The sequence below is a fragment of the Variovorax sp. PAMC26660 genome, assembly GCF_014302995.1.
Classification (GTDB): domain Bacteria; phylum Pseudomonadota; class Gammaproteobacteria; order Burkholderiales; family Burkholderiaceae_C; genus Variovorax.
In genome coordinates, this window is the sequence record NZ_CP060295.1 from 3541612 (window position 1) to 3559403 (window position 17792).

The following is a 17792-nucleotide window of genomic DNA, read 5'->3' on the forward strand; positions in this document are numbered from 1 at the left end:
GCGGTTTCGCCACAACCGCGTCAGCGCGCAGCGCTGCGGCGCAAATGCGCCGCTCATGCGGGGAGGCCGCGTATGACGCGCACCGCACTCGTCATGGCTGGCGGAACCGGCGGCCACATCTTTCCGGGACTTGCCGTGGCTGAAGCGCTGCGCGAACGCGGCTGGCGCGTGCACTGGCTGGGCGCGCCCGGCAGCATGGAAGAAAAACTCGTGCCGCCGCGCGGCTTCGCCTTCGAGCCCGTGCAGTTCGGCGGCGTGCGCGGCAAGGGCCCGCTCACGCTGGTGCTGCTGCCGCCGAAGCTGCTGCGCGCCTTCTGGCAGAGCTTTCGCGTGGTGCGCCGCGTCAAGCCCGACGTGCTGGTGGGCCTGGGTGGCTACATCACCTTTCCGGGCGGAATGATGGGCGTGCTGCTGGGCAAGCCGCTGGTGCTGCATGAGCAGAACTCGGTCGCGGGTCTCGCCAACAAGGTGCTGGCGGGCGTGGCCGACCGTGTGTTCACGGCCTTCCCGAACGTGATCAAGAAGGCGCAGTGGGTGGGCAACCCGTTGCGCGCGGCATTCACCTCGCAGCCCGATCCGGCCACGCGCTTCGTGGGTCGCACGGGCCCGCTCAAATTGCTGGTGGTCGGCGGCAGCCTTGGCGCGCGCGGCCTCAACACCGTGGTGCCGCAGGCGCTGGCACGCATCGATGCGGCCGTGCGCCCGCAGGTGCTGCACCAGAGCGGCGCCAAGCAGATCGATGAGCTGCGCGCCAACTACACGGCCGCCGGCGTCGAGGGCGAACTCACGCCCTTCATCGAAGACACGGCGCAGGCCTATGCGGACGCCGACGTCATCGTCGCGCGCGCCGGTGCCAGCACCGTCACAGAAATCGCGGCCGTCGGCGCAGCAGCGCTGTTCGTGCCTTTCCCTTCAGCGGTCGACGACCACCAGACCACCAACGCGCGCTTCCTCGTGGATGCGGGCGGCGGCTGGCTCGTGCAGCAGGCCGACCTCACACCTGAATTGCTGGCTGATTTGCTACAGAACACCGAGCGCACGACGCTGATCGAGAAGGCCACCAAGGCCAAAACCATGCAGAAGACAGAGGCTGTGCAAGCCGTTGTCCGCGCCTGCGAGGAGCTTGCCAAATGAAGCACGCGATTCGTCACATCCATTTCGTCGGCGTCGGCGGCTCGGGCATGAGCGGCATCGCCGAAGTGCTGCTGAACCTGGGCTACAAGATCACCGGTTCCGACCTGTCCGACAGCGTCACGCTGCGCCGGCTCGCGGGCCTGGGCATCGGCACCTTCGTCGGCCACGCGGCAGCGCACATCGACGGCGCGGATGCAGTCGTCACGTCCACCGCGGTGCAGTCGGACAACCCCGAGGTGCTGGCCGCACGCGAGAAGCGCATTCCGGTCGTGCCGCGCGCGCTGATGCTGGCCGAGCTGATGCGCCTGAAGCAGGGCATCGCGATTGCCGGCACGCACGGCAAGACCACCACCACCAGCCTGGTGGCCAGCGTGCTCGACGCCGCGGGGCTCGATCCGACCTTCGTGATCGGTGGCCGCCTGAACAGCGCCGGCGCCAATGCGCAACTGGGCAGCGGCGACTACATCGTGGTCGAGGCCGACGAGTCCGACGCCTCGTTCCTGAACCTGCTGCCCATCATGGCGGTGGTCACGAACATAGACGCCGACCACATGGAGACCTATGGGCACGACTTCGCGAAGCTCAAGAAAGCCTTCGTCGATTTCCTGCACCGCATGCCGTTCTATGGCGTGGCCATCCTGTGCACCGACGATCCGGCCGTGCGCGACATCGTGGCCGACGTCACCTGCCCGGTCACCAGCTACGGCTTCGGCGAGGACGCCCAGGTGCGCGCCATCAACGTGCGCGCCGTGGGCGCCCAGATGCATTTCACCGCCCAGCGCCGCAACGGCGTGACGCTGCCCGACCTGCCCATCGTGCTGAACCTGCCGGGCGAGCACAACGTGCGCAATGCGCTGTCGGTGATCGCCGTGGCGGTCGAGCTTGGCATTCCCGACGAAGCCGTGCAGCGCGGCCTCGAAGGATTCAAGGGCGTGGGCCGCCGCTTCCAGAGCTATGGCGAAGTGAGCGTGCCGGGCGATGCCGCCGCGGGCCACTTCACCGTGATCGACGACTACGGCCATCACCCGGTCGAGATGGCGGCCACCATTGCTGCGGCGCGCGGCGCCTTCCCGGGTCGCCGGCTGGTGCTGGCCTTCCAGCCGCACCGCTACACCCGCACGCGCGACTGCTTCGAGGATTTCGTCAAGGTCATCGGCACGGCCGATTCGGTGCTGCTGGGCGAGGTCTATGCCGCCGGTGAAGCACCCATCGTGGCAGCCGACGGCCGCACGCTGGCGCGCGCATTGCGCGTGGCGGGCAAGGTGGAGCCGGTGTTCGTCGACGACATCGGCGCCATGCCTCAAGCCATTCTCGACAACGCCCTGCCCGGCGACGTGGTGCTCTGCATGGGCGCGGGGTCCATCGGCGCGGTGCCGGCCAGGGTGGTCGAACTCGGTGCGGCCGCCGCTGTGGCGCCGTCCTCATCAACATCGGAGCGCAGTGCGCGCAAGGGGAGGGCTGCATGAGCCTTCAGGATCCAAAACTCTTCGGCAAGGTGGCCGTGCTGTTCGGCGGAAGCTCCGCCGAGCGCGAGATTTCATTGATGTCCGGCAACGGTGTGCTCGAAGCCCTGCGTTCGCGCGGCGTCGATGCGCATGCGTTCGACCCGTCCGAGCGTGAGCTGTTCGAGCTCAAGCGCGACGGCTTCGCGCGTTGCTTCGTCGCGCTGCATGGCCGCCATGGCGAAGACGGCACCGTGCAGGGCGCGCTCGAACTGCTGGGCATTCCGTACACCGGCTCGGGCGTCATGGCTTCGAGCGTGGCCATGGACAAGGTCATGACCAAGCGCATCTGGCAAGCCGATGGCCTGCCGACGCCCAAGTACGTGCGCCTGGCCTTCGACCAGCAAAGCCGCGAACAGATCATGGCCGTGCCCGACGTGCTCGGCCTGCCCGTGATCGTGAAGCCGCCGCGCGAGGGCTCGTCCATCGGCGTGACCAAGGTCGAGGGCTACTCGCAGATGCAAGACGCCGTCACGCTGTCGGCGAAGTACGACGCCGACGTGCTGTGCGAGGAATTCATCGAAGGCGAGGAAGTGACCTGCGCCGTGCTCGGCCACGGGCTCGATGCGCGCGCGCTGCCGGTGGTGCGCATTGCCGCGCCCGAAGGCGCCTACGACTACCAGAACAAGTACTTCACCGACGACGTGAAGTACCACTGCCCGAGCGGCTTGCCCGAAGCCGAGGAACGCGAGATCCAGAGCATCACGCTGGCCGCCTACCGCACGCTCGGCTGCCGGGGCTGGGGCCGTGCCGACGTGATGATCCGCGCCAGCGACCGCAAGCCCTTCCTGCTCGAGATGAACACCTCGCCGGGCATGACCGGCCATTCGCTGGTGCCGATTTCGGCGCGCGCGGCAGGCATTCCCTACGAAGAACTTTGCCTGCGAGTGCTGGCCTCGGCCACGCTCGACGCCACGGGAGGTTCGCAATAGCCATGGCCGACAGCATCCCCGCGCCCTTCGACGTCAAGCTCATGAACATCGTTGCGAATCTTGCATTCGCGGCGGTGGCGCTCATGCTGCTGGCGGCGGGCGCATGGTGGGTGCTGCGCCAACCTTTCTTTCCCATCGGCGGCATCAAGGTGGACGGCGAGGTCACGCACAACAACGCGGTCACGCTGCGTGCCAACGTGGCGCCGCAGCTCAACGGCAACTTCTTCACCATCGACCTGGCGCGTGCGCGCACCGCCTTCGAGTCGGTGCCGTGGGTGCGCAGCGCGGTGGTGCGGCGCGAGTTCCCGAACAAGCTGCGTGTGACGCTGACCGAGCAGGTGCCGGTGGCCAACTGGGGCGACGAAGCGGGCTCCAAGCTGATCAACGGCTTCGGCGACGTGTTCGAGGCCAACGTGGCCGAGGTGGACGACAACCTGCCGCGCCTCGATGGCCCGATCGAGCAGGCCGGGCAGGTGCTCGGCATGTACCGCGTGCTGCAGCCGCAGTTCCAGCCTTACGACTTCAGCATCGACGAGCTGTCGCTGTCGAGCCGGGGCAGCTGGAAGGTGGTGCTCGACAGCGGTGCAGAGATCGAGCTGGGCCGAGGCCAGAGCGAGGAGGTGACGGCCCGCCTGCAGCGCTTCCTGAAGACCGTGACCCAGGTTGCGGGCCAGTACCACCGAACGGTGGCCGACGTCGAAGGCGCCGATCTGCGCCACAACGACGCGTATGCACTGCGGCTGCGCGGCGTCACCACGGTCTCGCCCGAGGCCCCAAGAAGAATCAAGTAGCGCTCATCGAGAAATCGAGGACATATCTCAATGCCTAAAGAATACAAAGACCTGGTCGTAGGACTCGACATCGGCACCGCCAAAGTGATGGTGGTGGTGGCCGAAGTGCTGCCCGGCGGCGAACTCAAGCTGGCCGGCCTCGGGATTGCGCCGAGCAACGGGCTCAAGCGTGGCGTGGTGGTGAACATCGACGCCACGGTGCAGAGCATCCAGCAGGCCTTGAAGGAGGCCGAGCTGATGGCTGACTGCAAGATCAGCCGCGTCTACACCGGCATCACCGGCAGCCACATCCGCGGCATCAATTCGAGCGGCATGGTGGCGGTGAAGGACAAGGAAGTCACTCCGGCCGACGTGGCCCGCGTGGTCGAGACGGCGCGCGCCATCAACATCTCCAGCGACCAGCGCCTGCTGCTGGTCGAGCCGCAGGAGTTCGTGATCGACGGGCAGGACGTGAAGGAGCCGATCGGCATGAGCGGCATGCGGCTCGAAGCCAAGGTGCACATCGTGACCGGCGCGCAGAGCGCGGCCGAGAACATCATCAAGTGCGTGCGCCGCTGCGGCCTCGAAGTCGACCAGTTGATGCTGAACCCGCTGGCATCGAGCCAGGCGGTGCTGACGGAAGACGAACGTGAGCTGGGCGTGGTGCTGGTCGACATCGGCGCCGGCACGACCGACGTGGCGATCTTCACCAACGGCGCGATCCGCCACACGGCCGTGATTCCGATCGCGGGCGACCTGATCACCAGCGACATCGCGATGGCGCTGCGCACGCCCACCAAGGACGCGGAAGACATCAAGGTCGAGCATGGCTACGCCAAGCAACTGCTGGCCGACCCTGAATCGCAGGTCGAGGTGCCGGGCCTGGGCGATCGCGGCCCGCGCATGCTGAGCAAGCAGGCACTGGCCGGCGTGATCGAGCCGCGCATCGAAGAGATCTTCTCGCTGGTGCAACAGGTGGTGCGCGAGTCGGGCTACGAAGAAGTGCTGTCGTCGGGCGTGGTGCTTACGGGTGGCAGCGCGGTGATGCCGGGCATGGTCGAGCTGGGTGAAGACATCTTCCTGAAGCCCGTGCGCCGTGGCATTCCGAAGTATTCGAGCGCGTTGTCCGACATGGTTGCACAGCCTCGCGCCGCTACAGTCATGGGCCTGCTCGAAGAGGCCCGCTTCGCACGCATGCGCGGCTTCAAGGTCGCGCAGAAGAACGGGTCGGTGAAGACCGCGTTCGGACGCTTCAAGGACTTCATCGTGGGGAACTTCTGACCATGACCCAGTCCCCACTTTGGCTCGCGCGCAGCAGCCCCCCTTTGCATTTCAACGAGCGATGGCGACGCACAGGTCCACCGCGACGACGACCCCATCGTTGATCTCGTCACAGCACAAGAAATATTCATAGATACATAACGGCAACTGCAAGATTCAAGGAGTTAAAAATGACCATCGAAATGATCGAAGTCGAAGAGTTCAATCAGGGCACGCAGATCAAGGTGATCGGTGTGGGCGGTGGCGGCGGCAATGCGGTCGCCCACATGATGGAGCGCGGTGTGCAGGGCGTTCAATTCGTCTGCGCGAACACCGACGCACAAGCGCTCACGCGGAGCAATGCGAACAAGATCATCCAGCTCGGCACCAGCGGACTGGGCGCGGGCAGCAAGCCCGACAAGGGCCGTGAAGCGGCCGAACTCGCGGTGGATGAAATCCGCGCGGCCATCGACGGCGCACACATGCTGTTCATCACCGCCGGCATGGGCGGCGGCACGGGCACCGGTGCCGCACCGGTGATCGCGCGCATCGCCAAGGAAATGGGCATCCTCACCGTGGGTGTGGTGACCAAGCCCTTCGACTGGGAAGGCGGTCGCCGCATGAAGAATGCGGACGACGGCCTGGCCGAGCTCGAAGCCAATGTCGATTCGCTGATCGTGGTGCTCAACGAAAAGCTGCTCGACGTGCTGGGCGACGACATCACCCAGGACGAAGCCTTCGCGCACGCCAACGACGTGCTGAAGAACGCCGTGGGCGGCATCTCGGAAATCATCAACGAGTACGGTGGCGTGAACGTCGACTTCGAAGACGTGCGCACCGTGATGGGTGAGCCCGGCAAGGCCATGATGGGCACGGCCGCGGCCGCAGGTCCGGACCGCGCGCGCATCGCCGCCGAACAAGCCGTGGCCTGCCCGCTGCTCGAAGGCATCGACCTGTCGGGCGCCAAGGGCGTGCTGGTGCTGGTGACGGCATCGAAGGGTTCGCTGAAGCTGAACGAATCGAAGCTCGCGATGAACACCATCCGCGCCTACGCCTCGCCCGATGCCCACGTGATCTACGGCGCGGCCTACGACGAAGCCCTGGGCGACGAAATGCGCGTGACCGTGGTGGCCACGGGCCTGTCGCGTGCCGATGCCCGCCGCCAGGCTCCGACGCTGGAAGTGATCCGCACCGGCACCGACAACATCGGCTTCACAGTGCCCACGCTCGGCGGTACCGGCCATGCGCACAGCAGCGGTGGCAGCCAGCCGAACTACGACGGCATGGCGGTTCCCAGCGTGTGGCGTACCAACCGCACGATGGCTGCGGCCAAGGTCGATGCGCTGTCGTCGGGTGGCATGGACGACTTCGAGATTCCCGCTTTCCTGCGCCGCCAGGCTGACTGATCAAGGAGACGCTGCCGGTGGTTTCTTCAGAAATCACCGACAGCGGACTCGACCGGACGCAGAGGGCACGAAGGTTCGCAAGGGGTACGGCAAAGACCTGAAAGGGACTGGCGCCGGCTCTACGCACTGCGAACGCTTCGTGCCCCTTGCGTCCATCGTCGGGCGCTTCCATTGAACGTATGTCTATCGGTGCCATAGCGAGGGGAATGGGGCGTCACGCCCGTCACGCGCCTAAAATCCCCGGCGTGCTGCAACAACGAACCCTCAAGTCGATCAGCCGCGCCGTGGGCGTGGGGCTTCACAGCGGGCAACGCGTGGAGCTGACCCTGCGACCAGCCCCGGCCGACACGGGCATCGTGTTCCGCCGCGTCGACCTGCCCGAGCCGGTCGAGATCCGCATGACCGCTGAATCGGTCACCGACACGCGCCTGGCATCCACGGTCTCCACCGGCGGCGCCAAGGTGCAGACCGTCGAACACATCATGTCCGCCTGCGCGGGCCTGGGCATCGACAACCTCTACATCGACATCACGGCCGACGAAGTGCCGATCCTCGACGGATCGGCCTCGTCCTTCGTGTTCCTGCTGCAAAGCGCGGGCATCGAACTGCAGAAGGCACCGCGTCGCTTCATCCGTGTGCTCCGCAAGGTCGAGGTGCGCGAAGGCCAGGGCGCCAACGAGAAGTGGGCGAGCCTGGAGCCGTACCACGGCTTCAAGCTGAGCTTCGAGATCGACTTCGATCACCGCGTCGTCAACTCCACCGGCCAGCGCGTGGAGTTCGACCTGGGCTCCGATTCGTACAGCCGCGACATCGCACGCGCCCGCACCTTCGGCTTCACCAAAGAAGTCGAGTACATGCGCAGCAAGGGCCTGGCGCTCGGCGGCGGACTGGACAACGCCATCGTGATGGACGACACCAAGGTGCTCAATGCGGGCGGCCTGCGCTACGACGACGAGTTCGTGAAGCACAAGATCCTCGATGCCATGGGCGACCTGTACATCATCGGCAAGCCGCTGCTGGCCGCCTACACGGCGTTCCGCTCGGGCCATGCGCTCAACAACAAGCTGCTGCGCGAACTGCTGGCGAACAGCGATGCCTACGAAGTCGTGACCTTCGAGGACGAAAAGCGCGCGCCGCGCGGTTTCAGCGAAGTGGCGCGGGCCTGGTAGGCCGCTGCTTCTTCCACATCACTTCCTCATGCTTCTCTTTCGCTGGGCCATCCTGTTGCTTTTGCTGGTGGCCGGCGTGTCTTTCGCGTTCTACGCCGGCACGGGTCAGGTCAAGTTCCGGCGCTTCGGCTGGATCGTGCTCAAGTGGACGCTGCTGGCCGCCTTCGGCTTCTTCGCGGTGCTGATCGCCGAGCGCGTGGCGTAGCAGCTTTCCGGCTTTCGTTCGCATGTCCGGAAACGGCATGCCGAACAAAATCGAGCGGCGCACGATGGCGCCATGAACACCTCCATTCAAGTGCCCCGCAATCCGTTCGGCGTGCAGGACGCACCCGATCCGAACGGTGAAGACATCAACCGGTTCGCCGCCGGCGTTCGCCTCGATGGGGCGGCCAGCGACGTCAATGCCGTGGCCTGGGGCCAGTCCTTCAACGCGGCACAGGTTTCGTCGATCGGTGGTGCCTGGTCCAGCCGCTGGAACGGCGGCGCGGACCCGACAATCCCCGGCGACACCGCCGCAGCCTGGAAGCAAGGCGAGGCCAGCGTGAAGATCGCAGTCGGCCGCATCTACATGCTGTTCGACTGGAGCGACGGTGCGCGCCGGGCGTTGCTGGACGTTCGCCAGGTCGGCCTCCAGCAGCTCGTAGGTCGTTACATCAACCTGAGCAACCCGGCCATCACGCAGCCATGGGTAGGCCTGATCGTCGACAACCGCCGGATCGATGGTCGCTGGACCCACGGGCGGCTGGACTTCAGGCGATAGGCCACTGTCAGCGCGAACGACCTTGCCGGTAGGTGCCGGCGTGGGTCTTCGACAACTCGGCCGCTTCCGCCAGCCGGGCCATCGAGCGGCCGACCTGTGCGTGCGTGATGGCAATGCCCAGCGCGTCCGCCGCGTCGGCGCCCGGCAGGCCGGGCAGATCGAGCAGGCGCTTGACCATCTCCTGCACCTGCGCCTTGGCGGCCTGGCCGTGGCCCGCCACCGCCTTCTTCATCTGCAGCGCGGTGTATTCGGCCACCGAGAGATTGCAGTTGACCAGCGAGGTCACGCAGGCGCCGCGCGCCTGGCCCAGCAGCAGTGTCGATTGCGGGTTGACGTTGACGAAGATGATTTCAACCGCCGACGCATCCGGTTGGTAGCGCGCATTGACTTCCGCGATGCCGTCGAACAGCACCTTCAGCCGCGCCGGCAGGTTGCCAGTGCCCAGGTGCCGCGTGCTGATGGTGCCGCTGGCGACGTAGCGCAGTGCGTGGCCGTCCGCATCGACCACGCCGAAGCCGGTGGTCGTCAAGCCGGGGTCGATGCCGAGAATTCGCATGTCAGGCGTTGAAGTACCAGCGGATCGAATGGAAGAAGATGGGCGCAGCAAAGCACAGCGCATCGACGCGATCGAGCAGGCCATTGGCGCCGGTCACGCCCACGCCCTTCTTGCCCCAGTTGGGAATGCCGCGGTCGCGCTTGAGCGCCTTCATCACCAGGTGGCCCATCGAACCGGCGATGCAGGCAATGACCGACACCGCGAGCGCCTGTCCGAACTTGAAAGGCGTGATGAACGAGAACAGCGCGCCCACCAGGCTGGCCACCACGATGCCGATGCCCCAACTGGTCCAGTTGAAGCTGCGGCTCACGTTGGGCGCAAAGGGTGGGCGCTGCGTGCGGCGCGAGATCAGGTGCTGCACGAGCACCGAGGTCTGCACCACGAACACCAGGAAGAACACGAGGAACGCACTCTTGCCTTCGTAGCCCGGAAAGCTCAGCAGCAGCAGCGCCGGCACGTGGCTCATGCCGTAGACGCAGACCATGATGCCCCACTGCAGCTTGGCGTTGCGCTCCAGAAACTGGCTCGGATCATTGGCCAGCGCGCTCGCCACCGGCATCGCAAGGAACACGTAGACCGGAATGAACACGGTGAACAGGTCGAAGCGCGCCGTGGCCACCAGCCAGAACTGGATCGGCAGCACCACGAAGAAGGCGAGGATCAGGCTGCGGTGGTCGCCGCGCCGCGTGGGCGAGAGGGTGATGAACTCGCGCAGCGCGAAGAAGGAGATCAGCGCGAACAGCACGGTGGCGACTGTCTCGCCGAGTGCCCAGCCGATCCAGAAGATGATCACCATGAACCACGTGGTGCCGAGCAGCGCGCGGAAGTGCGCCAGCTCGGCCTGCCAGGTGGCGTCGTGCACGGGGTTGCGCTTTTCCCTGAAGCTCAGGAAGAAAGCGGTGGTGCTCACGATCACGAGCAGGCCGAAGACGATGAGGAAGAGGGCGGCGACCTGCTGGGTCGGGGTGAGGCTGCGCAGGAACTGGTTCATGTCAGTTTTCTTCGCGCGTTGTGTGGGCGGCTTGTGTTCGTAGAGGGCACATTCGGGGCGAGTGCGAATGACCCCAGGTGCTCCCCTCCGCGAATGTCCCCCGCTTCGCTCCTCCTTTATTTCGCTGCGGGGAGCACCTGGTGTCATTCGCACAGGGGCACGCGGCTGGTGTGCAGCCGGTCAACGACTGCTCTGTCCAACGCTCGCGCCGATACGGGGCTCTTTTTCGCGAAATAAAGGAGGAGCGAAGCGGGGGACATTCGCGAAAAAGAGCCCCGTGTCGGCGCGAGCGTCGCCCTGAACAGCAGCAGCGCTCAAACCGCACAACGCGAAGAACAGAAAAACAGGATTTCATTTCAGACGTCACGCAAGGCAATCACCGCAGCGCGTGCGCGATCAAGAAAAGGCCGGCGCTCTTCGCCTTCTTCGACACGAACAGGCGCGCCGAAGGTCACGGAGCAGAGGATGGGCACGGGCACGATCTCGCCCTTGGGCATGACACGCTGCACGTTGTCGATCCACGCCGGCACCAGCACGACCTCGGGGAACATCGTCGCCAGCGCGTACAGGCCCGACTTGAACTTTTGCGGCTCGCCGGTGTGGCCGCGCGTGCCTTCGGGAAAGATGATGATCGAGTCGCCGCTGCGCAGGGCTTCGATGAGCGGCGCCAATGGGTCGACGGCGGGCGGTACGTCTGCCACAGGCGGCTCAGGCTCCACTGCCACAGGCGGTGGCTCAGGCGCGGGCGGTGGTGGAGGCGGCGGCGCAGGAAGGTCGAGCTGCCTCTGCACTTCGTTCATGACTTCGACGGACGTATCGGCGAAGGGCAGCGACATCGGCAGCAGCGGCTCCATCGAAGGCTCGATGCGCTCGGCGGGCGGCGCCACGACAGCGCGCGGTACAGCCGAAGATGGAGGGGCTTCGGCCATAACCGATGCGGCAGGTGCCGGTGGCGTCGTCGCTGCACGCTCCACATACACCGCGTTGAACACCTCGGTCGTGATCCAGCGCTTGAAAGGCGTGTTGGCCCAGTAGTCGCGCGCCGCAATCGGCCGCGTGATGCTGCGCAGCTCCTCGGGCAAGGCCGCCCAGATCATCACGAGGTCGGCGTGGCTCTGGTGATTGGCGAAATAGATGCGCTGCTCGGCCTTCGGCGGACAACCGTACCAGCGCGCCTGGGCGCCTGTCAGCAACCGGACGATTCCCAACAACAACCAACCTGTGAGCTTTGCCAGCATATGGGCGCGATGATACGGGCCATGCGATGGCGTTTCGATCCTCTTTCACTGGTGTGGGCGGTGGCCCTGTTTTTAGTGCTCGTGCTGCTGGCCACCGTCGGCGCACGCTGGGGCTGGGTGCGCAGCTTCTTCGGCGACGTGCTGGCCGTGGTGTGGGTGTACTTCGTCTTCAAGACGGTCATCGGCACGCGCGTGTTGCCGCTGGCGCTGGCCGCACTGGGCGTGGGTGTTGCGGTCGAGCTGGGGCAGTACCTGGCGTCGGCATGGCACCTGCACATTCCGAACCGCGCCTTGCGCATCGTGCTCGGCAGCACGGCCGACTGGTGGGACGTGCTGGCCTACGTGATCGGCTTCGCCGGCGTGCTGGCCATCGAAGGCCTGCTCTGCGCTTTCAGGGCAGCTCGGCCGCAGACATCCGCGCCATGACCGTCGACGCCCGGTTGCTGAGGTAGGGCGAGCCGGGCCGGCGCTCGAAGAACTTGGGGCTCGGCAGCATCACCGCGAGGCGCGCGGCCTCGTTGGCGCTCAGGCGCGATGCCGGCTTCTTGAAGTAGTACTGCGCCGCCGCCTCGGCGCCGAACACGCCTTCGCCCCATTCGACATTGTTCAGGTACAGCTCGAGGATGCGCCGCTTGTCGAGCAGCACTTCGAGCAACGTGGCGAGCACCAGCTCCTGGCCTTTGCGCAGCATGGTGCGCTCGCCGGACAGCAGCAGGTTCTTGGCCAGTTGCTGCGTGATGGTCGAGCCGCCGCGCAGCCGCACGGGCTGCACCGGCTTGCCGCGCGCCACCGCGCGCGCGGTGCGCTTGGCCGCCAGTTCCTCGGCCTTGGCGTTGCGCTGGCGCGCGCGTTCGATGGCTTCCCACTCCACGCCATTGTGGTCGACGAAGCCGGCATCCTCGCTCGCGATGACTGCGCGCTTGAGCGTGTCGTTGATCTGCGTGTACGGCACCCACTGCTGCCGCCAGCCACCGCCCGTGCCTTGGTGAATGGCGATCTGCCAGGCCTCGGAGCGCTGGAAGGCCGTGCTCGTCGGATCGATCACCGCCATCGTCGCGATGCGGACCACGAAGAACAATTGGAGTGCCACGCCCGCCACCACGAGGCAGGCGATCAGGCGCAGCACGGCTTTCATTTCAGTTCGGCGCGCAGTTCGGCCAACACCTGAGCGGAGGGCGGACGCACGCCGCGCCAGATCTCGAACGACTCGGCTGCCTGCTCGACCAGCATGCCGAGCCCGTCGCGCGCCACCGCGCCGTGCGCCTCGGCCCAGGCCATGAAGCCGGCGGCGGCGGGGCCGTACATCATGTCGACCGCGAGCCCGCCGGCGCGCAGCACGGATGCGCTCACCGGCACCGCATCGCCCGCGAGGCTGGAAGCCGTGGCGTTGACCACCACGTCGAAGGCGCCCGGCACGTCGTCCAGGGCCCAGGCTTCGAGCGTGGCACCGTGGCGCAGTGCGATCGCGGCATGGCGGCGGACCACGGCCACGGCCTTGTCGACGGTGCGGTTGGCCACCACGATGCGCGCGGCGCCCGCGTCGAGCAACGGGCCGAGCACGCCTGCGGCAGCGCCGCCTGCACCGATCAGCAGCAGTTCCTTGCCGGCCAGCGGCACACCCGCGTTGCGCACGATGTCGTTGACCAGGCCGATACCGTCTGTGTTGTCCGCGTGAATGCCGCCGTCGGCGTCGAAGCGCAGCGTGTTGACGGCCTGCGCGAGCAATGCGCGCTCGCTGGTGTGCTGCGCCAGCGCGGCGGCTTCGAACTTGAAGGGCACGGTGATGTTGCAGCCGCGCGCGGTGTCGCCGCGTTCAGCGGCTTCGCGCCGGAAAGCGGCAATGCCTTCGGCAAAGGCGCCGAGTGGAATCAGGCGCCGGCCATAGTCCATCTGCTGGCTGCAGAGTTCGGCAAAACGGGCATGGATGCGAGGCGAGCGGCTGTGCTCGACGGGGTTGCCCATTACACAGTACAGGTCCATGGCGCCTTGCTTTCTTGAGGGCTACTGCGATGAGAGTTCGATGGTCTCGTCGCGCGTGAACTTGAAGCGCGACTGCAGCACGATCTGGTCGGTCTGCTTGCGCATCGCGTCGGTGAACTTGCCGAAATTGCCGATGCTGCGAACGATGGCCTGCGCGCGGCGGTCGAGCGTCAGGTCGCCCGAGCTTTCATCGACCGCGGTGTCGAGCACCTTGCCGTCGTTGTTGATGGTGACGGTCATCTTCAGCTCGCCATAGAGCTTCTTGCCGGCCGCCGTGGGGAAGTTTTCAGTGCCGCGCACTTCGATGCGGCGGCGCAGCGTGTCGACGTAAATGGCGTAGGCGGCCTCGCGCGTCGAAGGGCTCAGGTAGCGCTTCTTGGGGCGTGCGTTTTCCTCGTTCACGCGGCGCTCGATCTCGGCGAGCAGCTCGACCATCTGGCGGCGCTTTTCCTCGCGCGCGACGGCTTCGGTCGGGTCGCCGGCGGCACGCGGATCGGGCACGGGCATTGCAGCCAGGTCGCGCTTGAGCTGCGCGAGCATCTGCATCTGCTGGGCCTGCATGGCCTCGACCTGGCGCCGCGAATCCTCGAACGAATCGCCGACGGAGGTGAAGCTCGATGGCGGCAGCGGGCTGGTTGCGCGGCCTTTTTCGAGGTCGCCGCCGCCTGCGAGCGAGGTCTGCGCCATCACCTTGGCGCCCGGGTCCGGCTTGTCCTTGGTCTTGCTGTTGACCAGGATCACTTCGAGCGGCGTTTCGCTGAAGACCCGGTTGAACGACTCGGGGTCGACGAAGCGCACCGCGAGCAGCGCGGCGTGCGCAATGACCGACACGCCCAGTGCAATCTGCAGCGTGCTGAAGTCCTTGAAATTCATTCTCGAAAGTCCTCCAGGGGCCGCGTTTCTGCGGACGATCCGCCGGCGAGCATTGAACAAACCTCCGCGCTGCGCGCTTCGGTATTCGCCTTGGGAACGGCCCGGCGGCTCATGCCGGCGTGTTTTCCGGCGCGGCCTCGTTGTCGCTCAGGTCGACGGCAATGGCGATAGGGCCTGCCACCACTTCTTCGTCTTCACCGCTGTCGTCGTCGGCGGCGCCGTCCGCATCGGTCTTCGGCGTGTCGAGGCGTTCCAGCACGGTGCCGTTCACGTCGAGCGCAATCTCGTCGATCTCGCCGAGCTTCACGCGCAGGCGCGCACCGCGCTCCTGCTGGCCGGCCACCGGGAACACCAGCGGCAGCGCATCGGCACGCACCAGCGCGCCGTTGGGAATGTCCTTGATGACCGTGGCTTCCAGCTCGGTGATGCCCTGCTGCTGCAGGTACTTGAGCGTCCAGAAGCGTTCCATGCCGCCCTGGTAGCCGTTGTAGGTCGCATAGGCCGCGTCGAAACCCGAGAGGATCGAGAACAGGTCGGCGTCCTTCGGCTTGAAGGGCGCGGCCAGCGCGGCGGTCTTGCCGTGGCGCGCGGCCGCGATGATCTGCCACTGGTTCACGAGGTCGGTGTAGCGGCGCAGCGGCGAGGTGCTCCACGCATAGCTTTTCACGCCCAGGCCCGCATGCGGCAGCGCGCGCGTGCCCATGCGCACCTTGATGCCGGGCGCCAGGCTGGCCTGGCTGCGGTAGAGCCCGGGCACGCCGAGTTCGCCGAGCCAACTGCCCCAGGTGCTGTTGGCCAGGATCATCGCTTCGGACACGATCAGGTCGAGCGGCGCGCCGCGCTGGCGGGTGCTGATCTGCACCTGCTCGTTGCCGGTGGGTTCGTTGCCGTCGTTGCCGACGAGGCGGAAGTTGTAGTCGGGCCGGTTGAAGTTCTCCGGCTTGCCGCGCACCACTTCGCGCTGCGCCTTCAACTGCTTCGCGAGGCGGAACAGGAAGGAGAGCGGGGCGCGCAGGTTGGCTGCGGCTTCAGGCGTGTTGTCGTTCGTGAACGCGGCGTCTTCGAGCCAGGGCTGCGTGACGACGGCATCGAGCTGGTCGTGCCGCAGGTTGGCGACGATCGGCACGCGTTCGAGCTTGGTCTCTGTGCCTTGCAGCTCCAGCGTGGCTTCGTCGAAGCGCGCGTAGAGCGACACGGCCGGGCGGTCGCCGCCTTCGAGCAGCGTGTAGGTGTTGACCACCTCGTCCGGCAGCATCGTGATCTTGTAGCCCGGCATGTAGACCGTCGACATGCGCGCACGCGCCACGTTGTCGATGGCGCTGCCGGGTGTCAGCGCCAGGGCCGGCGCGGCGATGTGGATGCCGACGGTGACGGTGCCGCTGCCCAGGCCTTGTACCGAGAGCGCATCGTCGATTTCAGTGGTCTGCGAATCGTCGATCGAGAAGGCCTGCACGCCAACGGCCACGGGCAGGTCGTCCACGATGGCCGGTGCCGCGAGCGCCGGGAAGCCGGTGCCCTTGGGGAAGTTCTCGAACAGGAAGCGCCGCCAGTGGAACTGGTAGGGCGAATCGATGGCGCCTGCGCGCTCCAGCAGATCGAGCGGCGGGCGCTGTGTGGCGCGCGAGGCGTCGACCACAGCCTTGTATTCGGGGGCGTTCTTGTCGGGCTTGAACAGGATCTTGTAGAGCTGCTCGCGGATCGGCGGCGGGCACACGCCCTCGGCCAGTTGCCCGGCCCATTCGACGATCTGCGCCTGAACGGCTTTCTTCTTCTCGATGGCGGCCAGCGCCTGCTGCACGATTTCGGCGGGCGCCTTCTTGAAGCGCCCCTTGCCCGCGCGGCGGAAGTAGTGCGGCGCCTCGAACAGCGCGAACAGTGCGGCGGCCTGCTGGGCGAGCGACGGCTTGTCGCTGTAATAGTCGGCCGCGAGATCGGCAAAGCCGAACTCGCCCTCGGCCGCAAATTCCCAGGCAAGGTCCAGGTCCATCGCGGCGGCGAGCGTGCGCGCCTGCGCGATCAACTCGGTGGGTGACGGTTTCTCGAAACGCAGAACAATGTTGGCGCCCTTGACCTTGACGCGCTTGCCGGTTTCGAGCTCGACTTGTGCCGATGCTTCGGCCTCCGACAGCACGCGGCCACCGAGGTACTTGCCGGCTTCTTCAAACAATACAAACATGGCGCGGATTGTCCCACGCAGGCCAGGGCTGTCCGGCCCGGCGGTGCTCAGACGGGGTTGATGAAGGCCATCACGTCATCGAGATGGGCTTTTTCGAAGTCGGACAGCGCGTGGTCGCTGCCTTCGAGCAGCTTGATGTTGCTGTCGGGATAGCGCGCCGACATCTCGTGCCAGTCGAGTGCTTCGTCGCCCTTGGCGATGATGGCGAAGACACGCTCGGGCCGCGTGAGCTGGCCGACCTCCATGGCGCGCAGCTCATGGATGTATTCGGGGCGGAAATAGAAATGCTCGGCCGGGTCGTGCCACACGGTCTGGTCGCCGATGTAGCGCGTGAGGTCGCGTGCCGGGTGCACGGCCGGGTTGAGCAGCACGGCGCGGCAGCGTGTCATGCCGGCCACGTAGGTGGCGTAGAAACCGCCCAGCGACGAACCGACCACGGCCATCGATTTGCGCGGCCAGTCCGCGATGCCCTTCATCACCATGTCGATGGCATCGTGCGGCGAAGGCGGCAGTTGCGGGCACCACCACTGCAGGTTGGGGTGGCGTTGCGCCACGCGTTCCGCGACCAGCCGTGCCTTGGTCGAACGGGGCGAGGAGCGAAAGCCGTGCAGGTACAACAGGTGGGTGGTTTGCGGATCCATGCGGGAAGGAAACTGGAGGTGCCGACGTTGCACCCCGCTTGCCGGGACCGGGTAATTTTGCATGAGGTCTGTGCGCGCGAGGCTGTTTCCAACGTAGAAAACCCCGCATTGCGGGGTCTCTCGGGAAGCCGCAAGCTTACCGAGACTTAGGGGGCGCAGGCACCTTGTTTACCTCCGTCCGGCACAGGCTGGGCGCCTAGTGATCGAAAGTATTCAAAGCATGACCTTCGCGATTTAAAAAGCCTACGTTCGGGTTACTGAAGCCCACGTCGGCGCTGGCACCTTGCGGGACGCGGGTCGAAGTGAAGGTCGACGCGTTGTGTTCCGCCCGGCGCGAATCCATGTTCAAAAAGGCGGCGCAAGTGTCGTGGCGGGTCGCGATGGGCGCATCCCATGAACTAGGG

Annotated in this window: 18 protein-coding genes; 10 read left to right on the plus strand and 8 right to left on the minus strand. The window is 66.3% G+C overall.

From position 1 onward, the window contains the following. The first annotated feature begins 72 nt into the window (after positions 1-72). From murG to H7F35_RS16875, 9 genes are all read left to right on the plus strand, one after another. Entirely contained in the window at positions 73-1134 is a 1062-nt protein-coding gene (gene murG, locus H7F35_RS16835) for an undecaprenyldiphospho-muramoylpentapeptide beta-N-acetylglucosaminyltransferase (protein WP_187113947.1), read from the plus strand. After that, positions 1131-2600 (plus strand): UDP-N-acetylmuramate--L-alanine ligase, encoded by a 1470-nt coding sequence (gene murC / locus H7F35_RS16840; RefSeq protein ID WP_187113948.1) that lies wholly within the window; start codon positions 1131-1133, stop codon positions 2598-2600. Before murG ends, murC begins: the two co-directional genes overlap by 4 nt. After that, positions 2597-3568, plus strand: a complete 972-nt coding sequence (locus H7F35_RS16845) for a D-alanine--D-alanine ligase (protein ID WP_187113949.1) — start codon at positions 2597-2599, stop codon at positions 3566-3568. The genes murC and H7F35_RS16845 overlap by 4 nt, the downstream gene beginning before the upstream one ends. Positions 3569-3570: 2 nt before the next feature. Then, on the plus strand, positions 3571-4359 hold the full coding sequence (locus tag H7F35_RS16850; protein WP_187113950.1) for a cell division protein FtsQ/DivIB: 789 nt from the start codon (positions 3571-3573) through the stop codon (positions 4357-4359). A 30-nt stretch (positions 4360-4389) separates the two neighbouring features. Continuing rightward, on the plus strand, positions 4390-5619 hold the full coding sequence (ftsA, locus tag H7F35_RS16855) for a cell division protein FtsA (protein ID WP_093126106.1): 1230 nt from the start codon (positions 4390-4392) through the stop codon (positions 5617-5619). Positions 5620-5789: 170 nt separating this feature from the next. Further along, positions 5790-7004: a cell division protein FtsZ gene (ftsZ, locus tag H7F35_RS16860; protein ID WP_187113951.1), complete on the plus strand. Its 1215-nt coding sequence runs from the start codon at positions 5790-5792 to the stop codon at positions 7002-7004. 245 nt (positions 7005-7249) lie between these two features. Next, positions 7250-8173, plus strand: coding sequence for a UDP-3-O-acyl-N-acetylglucosamine deacetylase (lpxC, locus tag H7F35_RS16865; RefSeq protein ID WP_187113952.1), 924 nt, complete (start codon positions 7250-7252; stop codon positions 8171-8173). Positions 8174-8201: 28 nt separating this feature from the next. Then, a complete protein-coding gene (locus H7F35_RS16870) occupies positions 8202-8378 on the plus strand; it encodes a hypothetical protein (protein WP_187113953.1) in 177 nt (58 codons plus the stop codon). 72 nt (positions 8379-8450) lie between these two features. Next, positions 8451-8933: a hypothetical protein gene (locus H7F35_RS16875; RefSeq protein WP_187113954.1), complete on the plus strand. Its 483-nt coding sequence runs from the start codon at positions 8451-8453 to the stop codon at positions 8931-8933. 7 nt (positions 8934-8940) lie between these two features. Here H7F35_RS16875 and ruvC read toward each other — a convergent pair whose 3' ends face one another. From ruvC to H7F35_RS16890, 3 genes are all read right to left on the minus strand, one after another. After that, entirely contained in the window at positions 8941-9489 is a 549-nt protein-coding gene (gene ruvC, locus H7F35_RS16880; RefSeq protein ID WP_093244927.1) for a crossover junction endodeoxyribonuclease RuvC, read from the minus strand. A gap of 1 nt (position 9490) precedes the next feature. Then, positions 9491-10480, minus strand: a complete 990-nt coding sequence (locus tag H7F35_RS16885; protein ID WP_187113955.1) for a phosphatidate cytidylyltransferase — start codon at positions 10478-10480, stop codon at positions 9491-9493. A gap of 356 nt (positions 10481-10836) precedes the next feature. Next, positions 10837-11718, minus strand: coding sequence for a lysophospholipid acyltransferase family protein (locus H7F35_RS16890; RefSeq protein WP_187113956.1), 882 nt, complete (start codon positions 11716-11718; stop codon positions 10837-10839). Positions 11719-11727: 9 nt separating this feature from the next. On the opposite strand from H7F35_RS16890, the gene H7F35_RS16895 reads away from it, so the two are divergent. Then, positions 11728-12144, plus strand: coding sequence for a DUF2809 domain-containing protein (locus H7F35_RS16895; RefSeq protein ID WP_187114306.1), 417 nt, complete (start codon positions 11728-11730; stop codon positions 12142-12144). Here the strand turns inward: H7F35_RS16895 and mtgA are convergent. From mtgA to H7F35_RS16920, 5 genes are all read right to left on the minus strand, one after another. Then, positions 12110-12853, minus strand: a complete 744-nt coding sequence (gene mtgA / locus H7F35_RS16900; protein ID WP_187113957.1) for a monofunctional biosynthetic peptidoglycan transglycosylase — start codon at positions 12851-12853, stop codon at positions 12110-12112. The genes H7F35_RS16895 and mtgA overlap by 35 nt on opposite strands. Then, positions 12850-13698, minus strand: a complete 849-nt coding sequence (aroE, locus tag H7F35_RS16905) for a shikimate dehydrogenase (RefSeq protein ID WP_187113958.1) — start codon at positions 13696-13698, stop codon at positions 12850-12852. The genes mtgA and aroE overlap by 4 nt, the downstream gene beginning before the upstream one ends. A gap of 21 nt (positions 13699-13719) precedes the next feature. Continuing rightward, complete coding sequence (locus H7F35_RS16910) at positions 13720-14571, minus strand: energy transducer TonB (RefSeq protein WP_187113959.1); 852 nt, start codon at positions 14569-14571, stop codon at positions 13720-13722. 109 nt (positions 14572-14680) lie between these two features. Beyond that, positions 14681-16747 carry a ribonuclease catalytic domain-containing protein gene (locus tag H7F35_RS16915; protein ID WP_187113960.1) on the minus strand — a complete coding sequence of 689 codons (2067 nt, stop codon included), beginning with the start codon at positions 16745-16747 and terminating at the stop codon, positions 14681-14683. A 47-nt stretch (positions 16748-16794) separates the two neighbouring features. Further along, positions 16795-17388 (minus strand): YqiA/YcfP family alpha/beta fold hydrolase, encoded by a 594-nt coding sequence (locus H7F35_RS16920; protein WP_187113961.1) that lies wholly within the window; start codon positions 17386-17388, stop codon positions 16795-16797. Positions 17389-17792: the final 404 nt, after the last annotated feature.